The sequence below is a fragment of the Sphingomonas sp. 1185 genome (genome assembly GCF_040544655.1).
Lineage (GTDB): Bacteria > Pseudomonadota > Alphaproteobacteria > Sphingomonadales > Sphingomonadaceae > Sphingomonas.
This window is the reverse complement of record NZ_JBEPKL010000007.1, coordinates 14,929-36,342: the sequence shown is the minus strand read 5'-3', so window position 1 is coordinate 36,342 and position 21,414 is coordinate 14,929. Positions and strand designations below refer to the sequence as shown.

General features: G+C 63.6%; 16 protein-coding genes, 1 tRNA gene and 1 pseudogene. 4 read left to right on the top strand and 14 right to left on the bottom strand.

Annotated elements, in window-relative coordinates:
• Positions 1-27: 27 nt before the first annotated feature.
• The 4 genes from gltB to ABIC44_RS07280 form a co-directional block, all read right to left on the bottom strand.
• A complete protein-coding gene (gltB, locus tag ABIC44_RS07295) occupies positions 28-4,542 on the bottom strand; it encodes a glutamate synthase large subunit (protein WP_354294708.1) in 4,515 nt (1,504 codons plus the stop codon).
• A 47-nt stretch (positions 4,543-4,589) separates the two neighbouring features.
• Positions 4,590-6,041 (bottom strand): NAD(P)-dependent oxidoreductase, encoded by a 1,452-nt coding sequence (locus ABIC44_RS07290; protein WP_354294593.1) that lies wholly within the window; start codon positions 6,039-6,041, stop codon positions 4,590-4,592.
• Positions 6,042-6,194: 153 nt separating this feature from the next.
• Positions 6,195-7,004, bottom strand: coding sequence for an undecaprenyl-diphosphate phosphatase (locus tag ABIC44_RS07285; protein WP_309699876.1), 810 nt, complete (start codon positions 7,002-7,004; stop codon positions 6,195-6,197).
• A gap of 93 nt (positions 7,005-7,097) precedes the next feature.
• A complete protein-coding gene (locus ABIC44_RS07280) occupies positions 7,098-8,030 on the bottom strand; it encodes a complex I NDUFA9 subunit family protein (protein WP_354294591.1) in 933 nt (310 codons plus the stop codon).
• 106 nt (positions 8,031-8,136) lie between these two features.
• Between ABIC44_RS07280 and ABIC44_RS07275 the strand changes: the two genes are divergently transcribed.
• Positions 8,137-8,223 (top strand) — tRNA-Leu (locus tag ABIC44_RS07275).
• A gap of 519 nt (positions 8,224-8,742) precedes the next feature.
• On the opposite strand, the pseudogene ABIC44_RS07270 reads toward ABIC44_RS07275, so the two are convergent.
• Positions 8,743-9,768 (bottom strand): annotated as a pseudogene (locus tag ABIC44_RS07270) (recombinase family protein); the annotation flags it as partial.
• 458 nt (positions 9,769-10,226) lie between these two features.
• The gene (locus ABIC44_RS07265; RefSeq protein WP_354294589.1) at positions 10,227-11,117 is read right to left on the bottom strand and encodes a LysR family transcriptional regulator; all 891 of its coding nucleotides are present in this window, start codon (positions 11,115-11,117) and stop codon (positions 10,227-10,229) included.
• 91 nt (positions 11,118-11,208) lie between these two features.
• On the opposite strand from ABIC44_RS07265, the gene ABIC44_RS07260 reads away from it, so the two are divergent.
• From ABIC44_RS07260 to ABIC44_RS07250, 3 genes are all read left to right on the top strand, one after another.
• A complete protein-coding gene (locus ABIC44_RS07260) occupies positions 11,209-12,387 on the top strand; it encodes an epoxide hydrolase family protein (protein ID WP_354294587.1) in 1,179 nt (392 codons plus the stop codon).
• Between the two features lie 15 nt (positions 12,388-12,402).
• The gene (locus ABIC44_RS07255) at positions 12,403-12,981 is read left to right on the top strand and encodes an NAD(P)H-dependent oxidoreductase (protein ID WP_058745205.1); all 579 of its coding nucleotides are present in this window, start codon (positions 12,403-12,405) and stop codon (positions 12,979-12,981) included.
• Between the two features lie 357 nt (positions 12,982-13,338).
• Positions 13,339-14,265, top strand: a complete 927-nt coding sequence (locus ABIC44_RS07250) for a transposase (protein WP_354294585.1) — start codon at positions 13,339-13,341, stop codon at positions 14,263-14,265.
• A gap of 134 nt (positions 14,266-14,399) precedes the next feature.
• Here ABIC44_RS07250 and ABIC44_RS07245 read toward each other — a convergent pair whose 3' ends face one another.
• The 8 genes from ABIC44_RS07245 to ABIC44_RS07210 form a co-directional block, all read right to left on the bottom strand.
• Positions 14,400-15,023 carry a hypothetical protein gene (locus ABIC44_RS07245; protein WP_354294583.1) on the bottom strand — a complete coding sequence of 208 codons (624 nt, stop codon included), beginning with the start codon at positions 15,021-15,023 and terminating at the stop codon, positions 14,400-14,402.
• A gap of 465 nt (positions 15,024-15,488) precedes the next feature.
• Positions 15,489-17,120, bottom strand: coding sequence for a DUF6119 family protein (locus ABIC44_RS07240; RefSeq protein ID WP_354294581.1), 1,632 nt, complete (start codon positions 17,118-17,120; stop codon positions 15,489-15,491).
• 462 nt (positions 17,121-17,582) lie between these two features.
• Positions 17,583-18,320 (bottom strand): ImmA/IrrE family metallo-endopeptidase, encoded by a 738-nt coding sequence (locus tag ABIC44_RS07235; protein WP_354294580.1) that lies wholly within the window; start codon positions 18,318-18,320, stop codon positions 17,583-17,585.
• The gene (locus ABIC44_RS07230) at positions 18,317-18,667 is read right to left on the bottom strand and encodes a hypothetical protein (protein WP_354294578.1); all 351 of its coding nucleotides are present in this window, start codon (positions 18,665-18,667) and stop codon (positions 18,317-18,319) included. The genes ABIC44_RS07235 and ABIC44_RS07230 overlap by 4 nt, the downstream gene beginning before the upstream one ends.
• Entirely contained in the window at positions 18,664-19,293 is a 630-nt protein-coding gene (locus ABIC44_RS07225) for an RNA polymerase sigma factor (RefSeq protein ID WP_354294576.1), read from the bottom strand. Before ABIC44_RS07225 ends, ABIC44_RS07230 begins: the two co-directional genes overlap by 4 nt.
• A 148-nt stretch (positions 19,294-19,441) precedes the next feature.
• Complete coding sequence (locus ABIC44_RS07220) at positions 19,442-19,936, bottom strand: hypothetical protein (RefSeq protein WP_354294574.1); 495 nt, start codon at positions 19,934-19,936, stop codon at positions 19,442-19,444.
• A 105-nt stretch (positions 19,937-20,041) separates the two neighbouring features.
• Positions 20,042-20,677 (bottom strand): hypothetical protein, encoded by a 636-nt coding sequence (locus ABIC44_RS07215; protein ID WP_354294572.1) that lies wholly within the window; start codon positions 20,675-20,677, stop codon positions 20,042-20,044.
• Positions 20,677-21,213, bottom strand: a complete 537-nt coding sequence (locus ABIC44_RS07210; RefSeq protein WP_354294570.1) for a hypothetical protein — start codon at positions 21,211-21,213, stop codon at positions 20,677-20,679. The genes ABIC44_RS07215 and ABIC44_RS07210 overlap by 1 nt, the downstream gene beginning before the upstream one ends.
• Positions 21,214-21,414: the final 201 nt, after the last annotated feature.

The following is a 21,414-nucleotide window of genomic DNA, read 5'->3' as shown; positions in this document are numbered from 1 at the left end:
CTTGCAGGGGAGGAAGAATATGGTCCGTTACTCCGCCGCCACCGCCTCGACGCTGTCATCGAGCGGGTGGGCGAGGCGGGTCAGCATTTCCTTAGGGCAGACCTGCCAGAAATGCCCGGCGACCCGGTCCCAGTCCTCCAGCAGACCCTTGGACCATTTGCTGTCGGTCGCGGCGGCATGCTGTTCGACCAGGTCGCGCAGCACGCCTTCCCAATGGGCGGAGGCCAGGCGCTGCCACACGATATTCTCGGGGTTGGCGCGGCGGGCGAAGCGATCCTCTTCGTCATAGATGAACGCCATGCCGCCGGTCATGCCCGCGCCGAAATTCGCGCCGACCTGACCCAGCACCACCGCGACGCCGCCGGTCATATATTCGCAGCCATTCGCGCCGCAACCCTCGACCACCACGGTCGCGCCCGAGTTGCGGACCGCGAAACGCTCACCCGCCTGGCCCGCCGCGAACAGCTTGCCCGAGGTCGCGCCGTAGAGGACGGTGTTGCCGATGATCGTGTTCTTCTGGCTGGCCAGCGGCGAACTGACCGCCGGGCGTACGATGATGGTGCCGCCCGACAGGCCCTTGCCGACATAGTCATTGGCATCGCCGAACACTTCCAGCGTCACGCCCTTGCACAGGAACGCGCCCAGCGACTGGCCCGCACTCCCACGCAGCCGCACGGTGACATGCCCGTCGGCCAGCTTGCTCATGCCGAACTTGCGGGTGATCTCCGACGACAGGCGGGTGCCGACCGCGCGGTGCGTGTTGCGCACCGAATAGGTCAGCTGCATCTTCTCGCCGCGCGAAAAGACCGCGCTCGCGTCCTTGATGATCTGCGCATCCAGGCTGTCGGGCACTTCGTTGCGGAAGGTCGACAGGCTGAACCGCCGCTCGGCATCGGTCGCATCGACCTTCGCCAGAACGGGATTGAGGTCGAGATCGTCGAGATGCTCGGCACCACGGCTGACCTGGCGCAGCAGCTCGGTCCGCCCGATCACCTCGTCCAGCGAGCGCACGCCGAGGCGTGCCAGGATGTCGCGGACTTCCTCGGCGATGAAGGTCATCAGGTTGATGACCTTTTCGGGCGTGCCGGTGAACTTGGCGCGAAGCCGCTCGTCCTGCACGCAGACGCCGACCGGGCAGGTGTTGCTATGGCACTGGCGCACCATGATGCAGCCCATGGCGACCAACGACAGCGTGCCGATGCCGAACTCCTCGGCACCCAGGATCGCCGCGATCACGATGTCGCGCCCGGTCTTCAGGCCGCCGTCCGCGCGCAGGCGGATACGCCCGCGCAGGCCGTTCAGGGTCAGCGTCTGGTTGACCTCGGACAGACCCATTTCCCAGGGCGTCCCGGCGTATTTGATCGAGGTCTGGGGCGAGGCGCCCGTGCCGCCGACATGGCCCGACACCAGGATGACGTCGGCATGCGCCTTGGCCACGCCCGCCGCAACCGTGCCGATGCCCGCCGAGCTCACCAGCTTCACGCAGACGCGCGCGCGCGGGTTGATCTGCTTGCAGTCATAGATGAGCTGCGCGAGATCCTCGATCGAGTAGATGTCGTGGTGCGGCGGCGGCGAGATCAGCGTCACGCCCGGCGTCGCATGGCGAAGCTTGGCGATGAACTCGGTCACCTTGAAGCCGGGCAACTGCCCGCCCTCGCCGGGCTTGGCGCCCTGCGCGACCTTGATCTCGATCTCGTCGCAGGCGTTCAGATATTCCGCCGTCACGCCGAAGCGGCCGCTCGCGATCTGCTTGATCGTCGAGTTGGCGTTGTCGCCATTGTCGTATGGCTGATAGCGCAGCTTGTCCTCGCCGCCCTCACCCGACACCGCCTTCGCGCCGATCCGGTTCATCGCGATCGCCAGCGTTTCGTGCGCTTCCGGCGACAGCGCGCCCAGCGACATGCCCGGCGTCACGAAGCGCTTGCGGATCTCGGTGATCGCCTCGACCTGATCGACCGGCACCCCTTCGTTCGGGAAGTTGAACTGGAGCAGGTCGCGCAAATAGACCGGCGGCAGGTCGCCGACCCCGCGTGCGAATTGCAGGTACGTCGAATAGCTGTCGGTCGCGACCGCCGTCTGCAACAGGTGCATCAGCTGCGCCGAATAGGCGTGCGTCTCGCCGCCATCGCGCTGGCGATAGAAGCCGCCGATCGGCAGCGTTGCGACATGCTGGTCCCAGGCCGCCTCGTGACGGACCATCGCCGAGTAATGGAGCGAGTTATAGCCCTCGCCCGAAATCTTGGCGGGCATGCCGGGGAACAGGTCGTTGACCAGCGCACGGGACAGGCCGACCGCCTCGAAATTATAGCCGCCGCGATAGCTGGAGATCACCGCGATCCCCATCTTGGCCATGATCTTGAGGAGGCCATCCTCGATCGCGGTGCGATGGTTGGCCAGGCACTGGTCGATGGTCAGGTCGCCGAACAGGCCGCGCTGATGACGGTCGACGATCGCGGCTTCGGCCAGATAGGCGTTCACCGTGGTCGCGCCGACACCGATCAGCACCGCATAATAATGGGTGTCGAGGCACTCGGCCGAGCGGACGTTGATCGACGCATAGCTGCGCAGCCCCCGGCGGACGAGATGCGTGTGCACCGCCGCCGCCGCCAGCACGCCCGCGATCGCGACGCGATCCTCGGAGACATGCTCGTCGGTCAGGAACAGCTCGGACCGGCCCTCGCGCACCGCCTGTTCGGCCTGGTTGCGGATGCGCTGGATCGCGGCGCGCAGACGGTCGGGGCCGCCATCGGCCTCGAAGGTGCAGTCGATCTCGGCGGCCGAGCGGCCGAAATGCGTCTTCAGCCTATGCCAGTCGGCGCCGGTCAGGACCGGGGACGGCAGGACGAGCACCCGCTCGCGCCGATCCTCGGTGTCGAGGATGTTGGCGAGATTGCCGAACCGGGTCTTGAGCGACATCACATAGCGTTCGCGAAGCGAGTCGATCGGCGGGTTCGTTACCTGCGAGAAGTTCTGGCGGAAGAACTGGCTGATGAGGCGCGGCTTGTCGGAAATGACCGCCAGCGGCGTGTCGTCGCCCATCGACCCGATCGCTTCCTTGCCCCCCTCGGCCATGGGCGACAGGATCAGCTCCATATCCTCCATGGTCTGACCGGCGGCGACCTGACGGCGCAGCATCTCGGCACGCGGCATGCGCACCAGCGCTTCTTCTTCCGAAGGAGCGGGCAACTGGTCCATGGTCAGGAACTCGCCGATCATCGCGGCATAGTCCTGTTCGCCCGCGATCTGGTCCTTGATCGCGCGGTCGTCGTACAGCTTGCCCTCGGCCAGATCGACCGCGATCATCTGCCCCGGCCCCAACCGGCCCTTGGCGGTGACGGTCGCCTCGGGCACCACCACCATGCCGCTTTCCGACCCGACGATCAGCAGCCCGTCGGCGGTCAGCGTGTAGCGAAGCGGGCGCAGCGCGTTGCGGTCCATGCCCGCGACCGCCCAGCGGCCATCGGTCATCGCCAGCGCGGCGGGGCCGTCCCACGGCTCCATCACCGAGGCGAGATACTGGTACATCTCGGCATGCGCCTTGGGCGTGTCGAGGTCCTTCTGCCACGCCTCGGGCACCAGCATCAGCTTGGCGGTCGGCGCGTCGCGACCCGACCGGCAGATCGCCTCGAACACCGCGTCGAGCGCGGCGGTATCGGACGCGCCCGCCGGGATCACCGGCTTGATGTCCTCCGAATTGTCGCCGAACGCGATCGAGGCCATCCGGATCTCGTGGCTGAGCATCCAGTTCTTGTTGCCGCGGATCGTGTTGATCTCGCCATTATGCGCCAGGCAGCGGAAGGGCTGCGCCAGCCACCATTGCGGGAAGGTGTTGGTCGAATAACGCTGGTGGAAGATCGCCACCCGGCTCTCGAACCGGTGGTCCTGCAGGTCGGGATAGAAGACCGACAGGCTCTCGGCGAGGAACAGCCCCTTGTAGATGATCGAGCGGCAGGACAGCGAACAGATATAGAAGCCGCTGATCTGCGCCGCGATCACCCGCTTTTCGATGCGACGGCGGACCAAGTAGAGATTCTTCTCGAACTCGGCGGCATCGACCTCGTCGGGCATCGGCCCGGCGATCATGATCTGCTCGATCTCCGGCCGGGTCGCCTGCGCCTTCAGCCCGATGACCGAGACGTCGACCGGCACCTGGCGCCAGCCATAGATGGTATAGCCCGCCTCGATGATGACGCTCTCGACGATGGTGCGGCAGGTCTCCTGCGCGCCCAGATCGGTGCGCGGCATGAAGATCATGCCGACCGCCAGCCGGTTCGGCAGCACCTTGTGCCCCGACGCGGCGATCGCATCGTCGAAGAAGCGGTGCGGCAGGTCGACATGCAGGCCCGCGCCGTCGCCGGTCTTGCCGTCGGCATCGACCGCGCCGCGATGCCACACGGCCTTCAGCGCGTCGATCGCCGACTGGACGACCCGGCGCGAGGGCTGGCCATCGGTGGCCGCGACCATGCCGACGCCGCACGCATCGCCCTCGAACTCGGGGCGGTACATGCCATGCTCGGCGAGATATTGGCGCTGGTCGGTCATCACTTCTTGTCCTGCTGGAACGTCCTGCATCGGGGTGGCGTCGCGCATCATGCCGCCACCTTCTCGCGCGTCGCCGTCTTGGCGCGCGCCTTCAGCCACTGGTGCATCGCCTTGGCCACGTCGCGACCGTCGCGGATCGCCCACACCACCAGCGAGGCACCGCGCACGATGTCGCCCGCCGCGAACACGCCGTCCAGGCTGGTCATCAGCGTGCGGCCGTCGACCAGCACCGTGCCCCAGCGGCTGACGCCCAGTTCGGCGGTGCCGAACAGGCTCGGCAGGTCCTCGGCATCGAAGCCCAGCGCCTTGATGACCATGTCCGCCTCCAGCAGATGGTCGGCACCCGGCTCGGCCTCCGGCGCGCGGCGGCCGCTGGCGTCGGGCGCACCCAGCCGCATCTTGGCGGCGCGCACACCCGTCACCGACTCGCCACCCTCGAAGCCGAGCGGCGCGGACAGCCAGACGAACTCGGCGCCTTCCTCTTCCGCATTGGCGACTTCGCGCTGCGAGCCGGGCATGTTGGCCCGGTCGCGGCGATAGAGGCACTTCACCGACTTGGCGCCCTGGCGGATCGCGGTGCGGACGCAGTCCATCGCGGTGTCGCCGCCGCCGATCACGACGACATTCTTGCCCTCGGCATTGAGCGAGCCATTCTCGAACGCCTCGACCGTATCGCCGAAGCTCTTGCGGTTCGACGCGGTCAGATAGTCGAGTGCGGCGATCACGCCGTTCGCGCCCGCACCGTCCACATCGACATTGCGCGCCTTGTAGACGCCGGTCGCGATCAGCACCGCGTCATGGCGGCGGCGCAGATCCTCCAGCGTCGCGTCCTCACCGACCGCGAAACCTTCGTGGAAGACGATGCCGCCTGCCTTCAGCCGCTCGACCCGGCGCATGACGACGGGCTTTTCCAGCTTGAAGCCCGGGATGCCATAGGTCAGCAGCCCGCCCGCCCGGTCGTGCCGGTCATAGACATGGACCTCATAGCCCGAGACGCGCAGATATTCCGCCGCCGTCAGCCCCGCAGGCCCCGCGCCGATCACCGCGACCGACTGGCCGCGCGCGGGGCCGGGGACCAGCGGCTCGACCCAGCCTTCTTCCCAGGCGGTGTCGGTGATGAACTTCTCGACCGATCCGATCGTGACCGCACCGTGGCCCGAAAACTCGATGACGCAATTGCCCTCGCACAGCCGGTCCTGCGGGCAGATGCGGCCGCAAATCTCGGGCATGGTCGAGGTGGCGTTGGACAGCTCATAGGCCTCGCGCAGACGCCCTTCGGCGGTCAGGCGCAGCCAGTCGGGGATATGATTGTGCAGCGGGCAATGGACCGAACAATAGGGCACGCCGCATTGCGAGCAGCGTCCCGCCTGATCCTCCGCCGCCGGGGGCGCATAACGCTCGGCGATCTCGCGGAAATCCTCCGCGCGCGCCTCGGCCGCCCGCTTGGCCGGATAAGCCTGCTCGCGGCCTACAAACTTCAGCATAGAATCGTTCGCCATATGCGCCTCCGAAGATGCGGATATTGCGCGAACGACCCCATGTCACGGGCAAATCGACATATAGGACAGTTACTACGTCCTATTTGGACCCTTATTTATGCGCGACACGCCCTTATTGCGAGCGGCCCGCAAATAAATGGGTCCGATACGGTATCAATGCAGCGTCAGCAGCGCCAGCGCGATGCTGCCCGCGACGATTCGATACCAGGCAAAGGGGCCGAAGCCGTGCTTGCCGACGATGCCGACGAACCAGCGGACGACCAGCAAGGCGACCACGAAGGACACGACGAAGCCGACACCGATTTCGATCGGCCCGACGCTGCTCCCGCTGCGCATCGCATCCAGATGCCCCGCCGTCTCGACCACGCTGGCGCCCAGCATGGTGGGGATGGCGAGGAAGAAGCTGAACTCCGCCGCCGTGCGCCGCTCGACACCCAGGGTCAGTGCGCCCAGGATCGTCGCGCCCGAGCGGCTGACGCCCGGAATCATCGCCAGACACTGGAGGAAGCCGACGCCCAGCGCCGTCCGGGCCGGGACGGCCGCGATGCCGCGCGTCGTGCCGGGCTTCACCAGCCGCTCGATCACCAGGATCGCGATGCCGCCGACGATCAGCGCGATGGCGACGACCTTGGGCTGGAGCAGCAGCGCCTCGATATGCTTTTTCGCCAGCACGCCGATGACGGCGGCGGGGATGAAGGCGATCAGCAGGTTGCGCACGAAGCGGATCGAACCCGGATCGCGCTTGAACAGCCCCTCCAGCACGGTCCAGAAGGTCCGCCAGTAGAGGACGACGACCGCCAGGATCGCGCCCAGCTGGATGACGATGTTGAACATCTGCCACCGCGCATCGTCATAGCCGAGCAGCGCGCCCGCCAGGATCAGGTGTCCGGTCGAGGACACCGGCAGGAATTCGGTGACCCCCTCGACGATACCGAGGATGATGGCGGCTAGCAGATCGTTCACGAGCGTCCCCAAAAAATTGGCCCCGTCGCCATAGGACGACGGGGCCGACAGGGAAACGCCTAAGCGGCGACCCGTGGGGCGTTATGGGACGGCTCAGGCCGCCAGCGTCTGCGCCCGCCGCCCGAACCGGCCCGCCTTGCGGAAACGGATCAGATATTCGGGCGCTACGGTCGCCAGCGGCGCGGGGGTGACGCCCAGCGCGGCGAGACCCGGCGCACCGGCGGCGGCGACATTGTCCTGCTGAAGCATCAGCCACTGGTCCCAGCTGATCGGCGAGCCGGGCAGCCGGGCGAGCAGCGCGCCCGCAAAGTCGGGCAGTTCGACGAAGTTCGGCTTGCGGCCCAGCGTCGCGGCGATCCAGCGGATCAGCTCACCCATCGACAGCACGTCCGGCCCGCCCAGCTCATAGGTGCGGCCGCCATGCGTCTCGCCGTCCAGGATCGCCGCGACGATCGCCTGGCCGACATCGCCCGCGAACACCGGCTGGAACTTCACCCCCGCGCGCAGGATCGGCACGATCGGCGCCGACACCATGCCCGCAAAGCGGTTCACGAACTGATCCTCGCGCCCGAACACGATCGAGGGGCGCAGGATCGTGGCGTTCGGGAAAGCCTGGCGCACCGCATCCTCGCCCTGCCCCTTCGACCGGGCATAGGCCGCCGCGCCGTTCGAATCGGCGCCGATGGCCGAGACATGGGCCAGCGCCTCGACCCCCGCCCCGCGCGCGGCCTCGGCGACGGTGCGCGCGCCGTCGACATGGATACGCTGCATATTGCCGCCCATCACGCCGACCAGATTGACGACGGCATCCGCGCCCTCGACCGCGCGCGCGACCGTGTCGGGCCGTGCGATATCGGCCGCGACGAACTGCGTCTGGCCCAGCCCGCCCTGGGTGCGCAGGAAATAGGCCTGGCGCGGATCGCGCTGCGCGACCCGCACCCGCGCGCCCGTGCGCATCAACTCGCGTGCGACATAGCGGCCCAGAAAGCCCCCGCCGCCAATCAGCGTCACCAGCTTGTTCGTCATGACCGTCCCTATTTTTTCGAGAAAAATCGTCTTTCGCCCCTTTGCCTCGCAAAAAAGCCGTTGACAAGGATTCGAACCCTACCCTAAAGGCGCGGGCCTACCCCGTGCCCAGATGGCGGAATTGGTAGACGCACCAGCTTCAGGTGCTGGCGATCGCAAGGTCGTGGAGGTTCGAGTCCTCTTCTGGGCACCACTCCCGGTCAAAGATGGGCACCTCGCCCTCTTTGACGGGAAGTCCGACAGAGACGCCATTTTCCAAGCTCGACATGGGGCCCGAGATCACGATCTCGTGATCCGACACGATGACGTTCGAGACGAACATCTTGAGGTAGGACGAACGGAGCGTGCTGTCGTCGCTTCGCATTTTCTTGCGAAGCATGTCGCCGAAACGGTCAATGGTTTGCTCGTCGATCCTGCGCTTGCCCTTCGCCAGTTGCGCTTCCAGCACATCGATCCGGCTTGATACCGCCGCCAGTGCCGCCCGGTTGGTCGCCATGCGGTCGACAAACGCCGGGTCTCTCGCGCTCATCGTCCCTTCTTCGATCAGGATCAGCAGATTACTGATCGCAGTGTTGAGCCGCGTCCGCTCCGAACGGCTTCGGGTAAGGTCTGCCTCACGTTCCGCCTGTCGACTTTGTGAGACATCGAGAACGCCAGCGAGCAATGTGCGCAACCGATCGCGCGCCAGCAACCTTGCCTCGATCGCATCCAGAACCAAGCTGTCCAGCTTTTCGCGCCGGATGCTCGGACAGGCGCAGGTGCCGCTACGGTTCACCCGGTCGTTGCAGACGTAGTAGGTATAGCGACCACCTTTCCCCGTGCGGATCGTCATGCCGCTCGAACAGCCGGGCATGCCGCAGCGGGCGACCCCGGTGAGTAGCGTGGTGCCGGCGGCGACATGCGGTGCCATCCGCCTGGGATTGCGCGTTGCCCGCATGGCGGCCACGCGATCGAACTGGTCCCGGGTAATGATCGGGGGACAGGTGACTGCGATAGCATCTTCCACGTCCGGGGTGATCCCATCGTCGTCGGCGGTACGATCGTGATAGACGCCGGTGTACACCTCGCGCGCCAAAATGCCGGCAACATTGCTGTTGGCGAACCTCGCACCGCGCAGGGTTCGCCCCGCTTCGTTTAACTGTTTGACGATCCAGCGCCCGCCACGGCCCACGTCAGCCCAGTCGAAGATCTGGCGTACGATCGCCGCTTCGGCTTCGACGATCGCCAGCTTTCGCCGTTCCTTCTCGCCGTCCTGCCGGGCGACGTAGGTCTCGTAGCCGAACGGCACCGGGCCGCCATTGTAGAAGCCTTGCCGCGCATTCTCCCTGCGGCTCTTCCGCGTGAGGATTGCCGCGTCTCGCGCCTGCTCCTCGTTCATCATCGCCGTGATCGTCCGGCCGATCCGCTGGCCACGGCCCTGACCGAAATCCTCGGTGATCGACCGAACCTCGACGCCTGCGTCGTCCAGCTTGCCCACCACGTCGAAGAACAGTCGCATGTTTCTGGCCATACGGCTGAACATGAACATCAGGACCAGATCGACCGGATGATCGGCCGCGGTAGCTTTTTGCACCAGCCGCTGAAATTCGGGGCGCTTGTCGGTCTGACCGCTGAAGCCGGCGTCGGCAAACTCCTCAACGATCATAATGTCATGCTTGGCCGCGTAGGCGAGAATAGCACTGCGCTGGGCATCGATGCTCTGAGGCGCACCGCCCTCCTTGTCGACCGACAAGCGCATATACGCGAAAGCCCTGGTCCGGCTGCGGTTGGTTTTTGCCAATTTTCCTGTCCCTATCTGTGTTCGAACAGTGAATCGAACTCACTGGCGAGCGCGTCGAGCACGAGCATGCATTCCCGCCGGGTGACGGCGGGTTGTCCAGACGAAGGCGGCATGTCGAGGCAGCATCGAAGCTGCGCTTCGACGTTCGCTACCTCTCGTTGTTCGTGATCGCTTTCGCCTGCCATCCGCTAGCGATGGCGAATCCCAAGATTCCAAGCGTCAACTCAGCCAGCCAAAAGATTGGTTCCGCTCGCACCCGCGTACGACGTCTCAACGGCACGACTTTATCTAGGTGAAAAGACCCAGAAGCGGACACTCGCAGCTTCCCGCCTGCTTACCAGGATCCGACATTCGTTCAGGTTGGAGGTAGCCGATGCCGCGAGTATTCCTCATGTCGCTGCAGCCAACCGAAATCCTCATCCATCTGCGTGGCTCTTCGCAGCTTCGACCAAGGCGTCGATGAAGACCCGAACCTTCGCCGACAAGGCCCGGTGGCTTGGATAGAGCGCGTGGATGGCAACCTCGTGGGTACGACCGGCAGGCCACAACCTGACCAGTCGGCCCTCCTCGACAGGAGCTTTGACGAGGAAGTCCGGAAGCCGTGCGATGCCGCAGCCGCCAAGAACGGCGGGCAGGATCGCTGCGGCGTCGGAGATCACGGCTTGCGGGCGGAATTCGGCGATGCCCGCTTGTTCAGCTGCGCCGTCGTGATAGGCCACTGGCCGATCCGCATAGTCGAGCAGCGTATGGGCCTGGAGATCGGACGCGCGAAGCGGCGTGCCGCGCACCGCGAGATAGTCAGGGCTCGCACACAGCCATGTCTTCGATGTCAGTAGGTGCTTCGCGATCAGATCGCTGTCGGCCAACGGGCCAACCCGGACAACCATGTCCACGAGCTCGGCCGGCATGTCGATGACGCGGTCATCGATCTTCAGGTCGACGCGCACTTGTGGATAAGCCGCCATGAAGGACGGCAGCATCGGCGCGACCAGCGCGCTTGCGATCGTGAACGGCAGACTGATCCGCAACGTGCCGCTCGGCACGGCGGCAAGACCTTCGAGCGCCGCCCCCGCCTCGTCGACATCGGCGAGGATGCGAAGGGCGTGCGGCCGGAACAGGATGCCAGCGTCGGTCAGGCGCATATGCCGGGTCGAGCGATCGAGGAGGACGGCACCGACCTGCTGCTCAAGCCTGGCCAATGCGCGACTGACCCCTGATTTTGATAAGCCCAATGACCTTGCCGCGGCCGAAACGCTCATCAGGTCGGTGATGCGCACGAAGGCACGAAGATCAGACAGGTCCATCATTGTTGCATCGTATGCAACACCTGTCGCGCATAGGCCATCTAATCGGGTCGCTATGCAACGACTATCCTTTCCCGACACGAAAGGATGCACCATGAGATCCACGATCAATCAGGTCCAACCCGATGCGGTGACGGCGTTCCCGATCCACATACCCGAAGCCGACCTCAGCGACCTCGCCGACCGGCTCGATCGTGTGCGCTGGCCCGACCCCGGCACGACCACGGATGGGCGTCAGGGGCCTGCTTTGCCGACGATCCGGCGATTGGTCGAGCACTGGCGGGACGGCTACGATTGGCGGTCTACGGAGGCCATGCTCAACGGATGGGGCAGCAGCAGGACCGTTATCGACGGACTGGGCATCCACTTCCTACACATCCGGTCGCCACACGCGAATGCCACTCCATTGCTGCTGACCCACGGCTGGCCCGGCTCGATCCTCGAATTCCGCGACCTGATCGGGCCGCTCACCGATCCGCAATCGCATGGCGGCGATGCCGCGGACGCCTTCCATCTCGTGATCCCGGCGCTGCCGGGCTTCGGCTTCTCGGACAAGCCCACCGGGCCCGGCTGGGGCGTGGGCCGCACCGCCGCGGCATGGGGGCAGTTGATGCAACGGCTGGGCTACGGCGACCGCTGGATGGCGCAGGGCGGCGACTGGGGGGCTGCGGTGACGACAGCGCTCGCCCATATGCGCGCGCCCGGTCTGGTTGGCATCCACCTCAACATGGTGATGTTTCAGCCAACGCACGCAGAAATCGCCGACGCAACGCCCGACGAACAGCGGATGCTTGACGACGCCCGGCGCTATGACCGGGAATACTCGGGCTATATGAAGCTGCAATGCACCCGTCCGCAATCGGTCGCATTCGCGCTGGCCGACTCCCCTGTAGGTCTGGCGAGCTGGATCTACGCGCTGTTTCAGGACGTATCCGACAGCGATGGTGAGCCCGAGCGCGTGATCTCGCTCGACCATCTCATCGACGACGTGATGCTCTACTGGCTACCAAACTCCGGGCCGAGTTCGGCGCGCTTCTACTGGGAGGCCGCGCAGGAGATGGCGCAACGAATGCCACACGGTCCGATCCCGTTACCGGCCGGGGTCAGCATGTTTCCCGGCGAGCAGGTTCGGCTCTCGCGGCGCTGGGCTGAAGCGCGCTTCGCGAACCTGCGCTTCTTTGCCGAGGCGGACAGTGGTGGACACTTCGCAGCGATGGAGAACCCGCAGATGCTGGTCGAGCATATCCGTTCAACCTGCCGCACAATCCGATAAACGGGAGTAGCAGCAGTGCACATCCTCGTCGTCATGGCGCATCCTGCCGGCCCGTCGCTGACCCGCTCCGTTGCGTCTTCAATTCTCGATGCAGGAGCAGCGCTCGGGCACACCGTCGAGCTTGCCGATCTGGTGGCGGAAGAGTTCGATCCGGTCTTCGGACCTGCTGACCATGCAGCGTTCACCGCAGCTGGCCCGACGCCGCCAGATGTACGCCGGGAACAGCAGCGGATCGATCGAGCGGATCATCTCATTCTCGTGCACCCGGTCTACTGGTGGTCAATGCCAGCGGTCCTCAAGGGCTGGATCGACCGCGTGTTCATATCCGGGTGGGCGTTCGAGGAAGATACCGATCGAGGCATCGTCAAGAAACTTGGACGGTTGAACGTCCATCTCGTCGCGCTAGCAGGCGCCAGCGTCGCGACCTATGCCAAGCACGGCTATCGCAATGCCATGCGCGCCCAAATCGATCATGGCATCTTTGACTTCTGCGGCGCGACGGTGGTCACGTCCGAACTCGTCGATGGGCAAACGGACGATCTCGCCTCGGTGCCAGCAAGGGTTGCCAGCCTTATTGGCTGCCACCTTGCGTGACGGCCGATGCAGCTGCGCTGCCTGACAGACCCATTTGTCGACACTCGCTGGCGCTTTTCGACTTCCCAACTCCGGTCATTGGTTCATGTTGCGGGAGCGCTGGTTGAATGGCTCGGTTTGGGACGCACTCGCCGTTCGCATTCATGGCCGAGAATGGCAGATTCATATCCAACACCCGACATTCCCGGAGCCCCCCTGTCTGATGCGACGGTGGTATGAAGGTGTTGCGGAAGGGAGCCCGTCCCCCCCGAGGGTTTGGAGCCCGATAGGGAGCAAGGGTCCCTTCCGCGTTGGTCACAACCCTGAACAGTTGCTTGGGACTGCTGATCCCGCACGACATGGACAGGGGCCTATACCATGCCACAAGCCGTTATCGGCTGCGACCTTTCGCGTGCCGTCATCGACATCTGCGAGCTGCCATCAGGCCGGATCCGGCAGATCGCCAATACATACGATGCCATCGCCGTCTGGCTCGACACGCTCGACCACGATATCCGCCTCGTCTTCGAGGCCACAAGCGGCTGCGACGGCGACCTGATCGCTGCGCTGGCGACACGCGGCCAGCCCTTCTCGCGCGTCAATCCGCGTCAGGCGCGAGAGTTCGCCAGAGCCACCGGCACGCTGGCCAAGACCGACCGTGTCGATGCCCGCGTGCTCACGCAGATGGGCGCGGCGCTGAACCTGCCCGCTACCATCCCGCTCAGCCCAGCCCGTTCGCGCCTGGCCAATTTCCTGCGTCGTCGCAAACAGTTGGTCGACATGCGCAAAGCCAAAAAGCTGCATCGCCACAGCGCAGGCCAGCCCGAAATCGCCCAAGCCATCGAAGCCATGATCGACCTGCTCAGCCAGCAGATTGCCGAGCTCGACCGACAGATCGCAGGCTTCATCGCCCAGGATCAGGTTCTGTCCGAACAGGCCCACTTGCTGAACGCCGTTCCCGGCATCGGACCCACCGTCCTGGCAACCCTGCTCGGTGAACTTTCCGAACTCGGCACGCTCTGCCGTCGCAAGATCGCCTCGCTCGCAGGCCTGGCCCCGCACGCCCGCGAAAGCGGGACATGGCGCGGCGCCAGGCGCGTTTGGGGCGATCGACGAAAAGTCCGAGAAGCCCTCTACATCGCCGCCCTCAATACCTCACGGCGTATCCCCGTCCTCACCGCCATGCGCGACAGGATGCGTGCCAAGGGCAAGGCGCCGAAAACCATCCTCATCGCCGTCGCCAGACAACTCTTCATCATCCTCAATGTCATGATTCGAAAGCGACAGCCTATCGCTCTCGCATGAACATCACAGTTGCCCCCTACGATCGGTCGACGAACGCGTAACACTGGCCGATTGCGGTCTGGCAAGCTTTGGGCAGAGAATAGCAGGAAGCCGCCACCCTGATTCGGTCTAAGCTCCCTGCCCACATTTGCGCGTTAGTAGGTCGCGACCACAGCCTTTTCAAAGTACTGCACGATCATCCGATTAAACGTACGAAATACATAGCCATCATCGGCTCCATAGAAACTTTCCCCCTCCGAAATATAGTTCGGATTCGTGAGTGCTCGGCGAGCGCGCTGGGGGAATCCGCGGCGGGATTGCTCAATCGTATCATAAGTCTGAAAATGGGTGAGGAACAAGATTTTATCATCAGGCATCAGCTTGATGAGCCCGATGCCATTATTTTTAGCTGTAGAAAGAGTGCCTGACTGGAATCCGTTACGGGTCACCATGTAAGCTTTTACGTTAAAGCCGTAGCCTCCAGAAAGGCGACCAACAAGTTCGTCCATAAGCTTGACTTCTAGATCCCGCTCGTGATCCTTGCATTCAAATATTACGACATGAGTAGGCTTTGCACCGTCTTTTCCAAAATTGTCTTTTACGTATACTTCAAGTACGTTCTCGAAATCCACTTCAGCTTCTCTATTTCGTGAATAATATTTCGCTTTTGCCTTGAATTTACATAGCTCGGGTCGATAGGGGAGGTCGCCTGATTGCAGTAAATTGGCGACGAGATCTGCAACTTCTTTCTCAAGCGCTTTGCCGTCATTCTTGCTCATTCTCTTCCCCGTAATCTCAAATGGACACTCTACCTATCACCAGACCGTTGCTGAGAGGAAAATGCCGGTCAGACCGTGTACCATCGCATCCAGGTTGAAGGCAGAGTCTGAACGGATGGAAGGTTTCAGGATAAAAGAGATCGGATTCTAAAAACCGCAAGTGGCGCGCTCTTGCCGAGCATTTAACGCACCAGAAATGGCCGGTTGCGGTGGTGGCGGTCATTCACAAGCGCAATCAGGAACGTCTTGAGTTGGTCGGTATTCGACTGGCAGTTCCGCGGCCGAGCCGCCGCTGCGCTAGACGATCGATATCCATCACATCGGCGATCCGAACTTTCCGATGAATTCCGCCCCAAAGTGGGCCACGGCATCAATAATTCCGGTAAGCAGCCGCGTTTCGCTTTGGTTGGCGAGCCGCTTCTTCGTTAGAGAAGGCTAGGACATAAAATGCCTCGATCGCGCGCATCAAACTGGTGCGTCTGGCGAAACTGCCTTCGCCTTCTTCTTGCCGGCACCCACACCTGGCTTCTTGATCCACGCGAAAGCCACGCCGTAGCCGAGTTCGTTAGCAATCCGCCTCGCAGCATGACGAAACGAGATCAGGCTGAAGAATGGCAGCTTCAGGTCCTTGCCCGGTGCGGCGTTGACCAGCACGCCGAAAACTACCCTGAATTTAGAAGTATCGAATGGCTGGTCGGCCGCCGGAATAATGTCTTCGAAGACAGCCCCGCCTGGCTGAGCCGCTATCTTTGCTCGAACCGCGTCGCGAAATTTGCCGTCGCGCTTCAGCACGACACTCGACACCAAGCCTTGGTTGAACAAGTGACTGAGCTTCGAAGACTCAGATTTGTCCTTGATATGAATGAGCGCGCCACCCTTAGAAAGGAAGTCGCACACCTCAATCGGCGAGGAAGCATCACTCGGCTTCACGAGTTGGACGTCCAGCGATAGCAAGTCACCGCCTGCTGCTCCCAGCGCGGCGTTATAAGTTTTCTCGTTATCTCCGGGGGCAGCCGCCGGCAAGTCGACCTTGGCGACATCATCGAAGTACGCCTCGACCTCCTCCGCGAGGGCGTTGTCGATCTTGTACCAGCGCCCTCCGGACAAGGTGTAAGTTGAGCCTTCCAGCTTCGTCTCGTAGACTAAGCAATCCCGCATCTTCCAAGATGAACCGGCGGAGGTCCCGTCCTCGTCAACTTCCTGTACAAAATGGCTGTCGAGCATATCCGCCGTGTAGGCGGCCTTGCCCTTGTCCTTCAGGCCCTGAAGGTAATGCGCCACCTCTAGATCAGGATAGACCAGACGCGAGCCGTAGCCACGAAAGGTGACCGATCCACCTTTGTCTGGATCGTACATAGCAGGAAAGGCCAGGCTGACCTCATCAACTTCGGATGCGTTTTTTATGAGCGTTCCCGTCATCGTATTGACAAGGCTTGCTTCGAGCTTGGCGAGCGTATCTCGATCACGAACATGCCTGATGTGGTCGATCCAGCCAAACTCGGCTTTATACGCGTCCTCGTTGTATAGCTCGAATGCCCTCGCGCAGATCGCTGGCAAGTCGCCCACCGTCGCCTTGCGGCGAATCGACAAGCTGTCGCTCCCGCTGATACGTGTCGCAAATGCCTTGTCCTTCGGCTCGCCGAGCAAGCCTCTAACGATGTCCCGTTCGGGGTCGATTTCGAACACCGTTCGCTCGGCGCCACGACTCGCCTGCGATCGACGATTCAGCGTGTTCGCGTCCGGTGTGCGGACATCTGCACTCTTCAGCTTGCGATGGTCGACGGCATTAAGAACCACGCGGAGGCCGAAGTCCTGCTCGATGGCTGCGGCGTCAAGCTTCGCATGGCCAAGCCCAAAAGCAACAGCGAACCAGCGTTCCGCCGCCCTGACGAAGACCAGCCCATAGCTTGAATGCTGGAATAGGTCAGCCTTCTGCCCTTCCGTGAGCCCCAAGAATTCCGCCCAATTAGGCGTACCACCGCCAACTGGCCCAGCTGCGATCTTTGCTCCGGCTAGCGAAGGTAAGTCGCTTAGGACAACGCCCGCACGCACAGCGTCCGCCGGCTCCACGCCCTGCCGTATCAGTCGCAGCGCCAAGTTTTGAGTTCTTTCAGACACAGTGAAATTTGACGCTTCCAACCCGGCCGAGTCAACTCATTAAAGAACCATAAGTTTAAGCCAATGTGGATCGTTCTCTTCGGCGAAACTTCGCAGTCGCTAAACTTCGCGCAATGGATTCAGTGACGTTGCTGCCATAAAGTCCTCGGTAGAGAGCTGTTCATGGCTGCCGCTTGCAACGAGGCGGCAGCGGTCTGGCAGCCCTTTTTGATCTGGCCGTCTACCGGGTGAGAATGGGCGCTTTTGACCAGTAGCGGCGTTAGCCAGCAGGTCGGGCAAACGGCAGCTTTCGGGATCGCCGCCGATCAACTTAAAAGACGAAAGTCAAGGCGCGTAGCTACCGTCTGACGGTTGGCGAACGAACGGCTGGGAACGCAAACCTGACGGCCCAAACCGGCCGTTCCGCTATCCACCAGGTATCTTCCGTAGCTCACCGTCAGACTATGTCACTACAACAAGGTGCACAGCCCGGCCGCATGCCATCCTGTCGATGGCGTACATCGCTTCCGCGTCTCCAACACCTTGGCCCAAGAACCATTGCTGCGCTGGCGCAGCGAACGCGACATTCGCACGAGGCAATCGACATCGATCCGCCGTTGCCCTCATGTCTGATGCTGCAGACCGCACGAACCAACGAGGGTTCAGGCTTGCTGATCGTCTGAACCATCTACGCCCGTCCGCTTCCTCGACGACAAGGGCGAATGCCGCAGGATGAACATCGGCAAGCCGCAAGGCGGCAGCCATCGCGCTGACGCCGAACGTGCTGGCAACTTGATAAACGAGACCGAATGACATCGGGACGCCAGCGACGAGCGGTTCCAGCATGAAGCGGGGCATGAGCAGGTCGGCAGCATACCCGTCCGCCTCGCGTTCACAGCCTGCCGCTCCGTCTTGCTGTTCGGCAACATGGCAGATCAGCCGCCGGCCGCGATGATGGTGCCAATGACCGAGCTCATGCGCGACGGAGAAACGCTGCCGGACGCGGCTGGCACGGTCGTCGACCGTGATGATTGCCCGGTCGCCCAGACCGACGATCCGCGCATCGCCAACGCCAAGACGACGATAGCGCACCGTCACGCCGACGGCACAGGCGATGACCTCGACATCGATCTCGCCCGGTTTGGTGATGCCGAGGTCATGCAGCAGACGCTCGGCAGGCGGTACGACTTTTGCCGTCACGCAGGGCGGTCGCCTGCTTCGTGGTCGAGTTCGGCCAGATCATCGATCAGGTCGTCGATGTCGTGGTCATCGTTGCCGCGAGCAGCCAGCGTCATGCGCAGGTCGGTATCGCCCGACATGGCTTGTTGCAGTTGCGCTCGCAGACGCGCCCGATCGATCGGGACGACCCGAGCATCGGTGCCGGCATCGAGTTTGGCGCGGATCGCGCGCAGGTTCGCCTTCTTCACTGCCAGCTGTGCCTGAGCGATCTCCGCCTGCAGGTCGGCCAGATCAGGTTCGACATCCTCACCGTCGAGGAAGTCGTCGAGCAGTCGCAGCTGCGCCAGTTCGTCCACATCGGCGTTCATGGTATGCTCCTGTCCTTGGCGGCGGCCGCCAACTTGCGCTGCAATTGCTTGCGCACCGATGCGAGGCCCTTGGCGTCGAGCCCCAACCGGTTCTGCAAGGCGATGCCCTTCTCGCCGTCGAGCACCGCATCCAGCAAGGTGACCAACTGCGGGTCGTTCCCGATCGACTGCTGGATCGCGGCGAGGGTCCGCCGGTAATGCAGCGCATCATGCCCGACCTGCTCCGGACTGGGCGCCAACGACGCCATCGCCAGCGTATCGTCGTCGAGGTCGAGCGGGACCGGGTGCAGGCCGTCGCGTTCGGCTTCCCGTTCCTGCGAGGTCAGGCTGCGCATGATCCCGATCAGGAAGTTCACGATGTCGTAGCCGCGCCGACATTGGCGACGACCATCGAGCGCCCGGACGAACGCCTCCTGCCGAAGGTCACTGGCAAGCATGTAATGCCCCTGCGCCAGATAGAGAGACCGCCGCCGCAGGTAGCTGTGGTCGGTCGTCGTCATTGCCTCCAGCATCGCATTGACCTCGGCAGTCGAATAGACATCGGCGGGCGGCTGAACCGGTGTCGCTGTCGGCGTGACGGCTGAGATGACGGCCTCCCTTACTCTATAAAGCGGACGGCTCGGCATTCTCGGACAGAAGCATGAAATATTTATTGGCCGCTGTCCGAATTTGTGAGGTCGTCCGCTTTATAGGTAGAGAGGTTTTGTCACCGGGATGCTGAGCCGTCACGATCGGTCGACGCGATGATCGACCGACAGTGTCAGCCGGTTTGGATCAGGCTGCCAGCGGCCGGGTCCGGACGGCAGCACGATCGGCGAAAGCTGCGCGGCGAGCGACCAGCTTGGCGAGCCGCGCCTCGGCGCGGGCAATGCCCTCGTCACGGTCAGCCGGCTGGTTGGCCAGTTGGATCAGTTCGCCAGGTGCGAGCCGGTACGCCTTGCGGATGCCGGGCCGCGGCAGGATGATCGCCCGCGATCCATTTCGGCTCAGATACAGGCGGCAGTCGGTCTGCAGGTGGCAAATGCCGTCGCGAACGGCGCACAGCGTGATGCCGGTCAGCTGATAGCCGGTCTCGCCATCGGCAAAATCCAGATAGACCAGATCGTTGCCGCTGCTGTGCGCGATGGCACTGATACGCAACCGCCCTTCGGCTCCGCCCATTTCGCCGGCGAGGATCGCCGCGCCGGGCTTCATCGTGCGGCTGCCGACCAGCAGCTGGGCGACTGCCTCGGTGTGGCGGCGGATGATCGTGCTCTTGTCGGTCGTCATTATCGTCTTCTCCATTTTCATCCCCGGATCGGGGAGCATCCTCCTTCCTTCGTATCTTGCCCCCGGCAGGCAGGCGGGACCGCTGCGGATCCCGCCCTCAAGGAGTCAGCCGTCGCGGTAGCGCGGCACCCAGACGTCGTAGAAACCCTCCCATTCCTGCTGGAACCGCGCTTGCGCGCTCTTGGCGATGAGGTCCGGATGCACCTCGCCCCAGCCAGAAGGGCGATGGACGCGCGACAGACACACGACATGGGCGTGCGGACGACGAGCCGACAGTTCGTCACCTGGCATATGCACGACAATCATGCTGGTCAGTCGGCGTTGCAGCGCCAGCTTTTCCAGTGTGTACATACCGACCAGCGACAGGATGTCGGCAGGTTGCCAGCTGTGCGGGAATCTCATGGTCAGCACGACCGCCAGCAATTTCTGATGCGCTTTCGCTCTGGCGTCATACCCGTGGAAGATTTCTTCCAGCGCGCCAGCCGGGACCGCGACACCGGGCGCGGTGACGATGCGGTGCATCGTGCAGGTGATCGGCCACAGGCCATCTGCCAGCCAATCCGCATCAGCCGGCTTGCTAGGTTGCAGCTTGGCGCGGGCCAGATCGGCGACGCTGTTCTGCTTTCCCTTCGCACTCTTGCGCAGCAGGGCGTAGCCGAAATCGGGCGTCGGCCCGAGCGGATCGTCGTACACCATGTCGTCGGCGTCGGACGGGCTGATCCAGGGCAGCGGCTTGCTCATCAGCGATCCCCCCAGACGGCGGCAAGGAAAGCATCGGCACGTTCCAGCCCGGGTTTCAGATCGCAGCCTCCGTCAGCGGCGGACATCCGTGCCAGCATCATCGGGCGCAGGCGACCAGGGGAAAGGCGGAAGAGCGCCCCGCTTTCGTCCGGCTCCGCCGGGTCAGGCACCAGCCATGGCTTAGAGGTACGCGAAAGCCAGAGCCGGCGGGCATGATGCCAGACGGTGCCATGGCGCTGCCACTCGCCGACCGCACAATAAACGGTTCGATGTCCGGCGCTCGACGCTTTCACCACCAGCGCATCGCACCGGGCAATGCGGGTGCCGCGCTCGACGGTGTCGAGATCGCCGCGTGACGGCTCGATTGACGGCACGAGCAGCAGCTCGGCGGCAGCGATGTGGAGAAAATTGCGGAAAGGAACGGGCAGGATCGGCACCGACCGGTCGATCCGCCAACCGGCGCGCTCGGCGATGGCCAGCGCTCCGGACAGGGCGCGCGCCTTTGCGAGCTCGCGCTCTCGATTTACGATGTACATGGAAGTCCTTGATATTGTGCGGGAGCGGCGGGCTGCTCGCCGGTCCCGCACCATCATTTCGCCTCTACGGCACAGCCGCAGGCACCTTCCAAACCATCATCCCGGCCGGGCCGGCCGGTCTACCTTCGCCTTCGCGATGAAGGCGCATCGTCATTCGACCGAATGCAGGAAAAGGTTGGTCAAACCTTCGTGATCATCAGG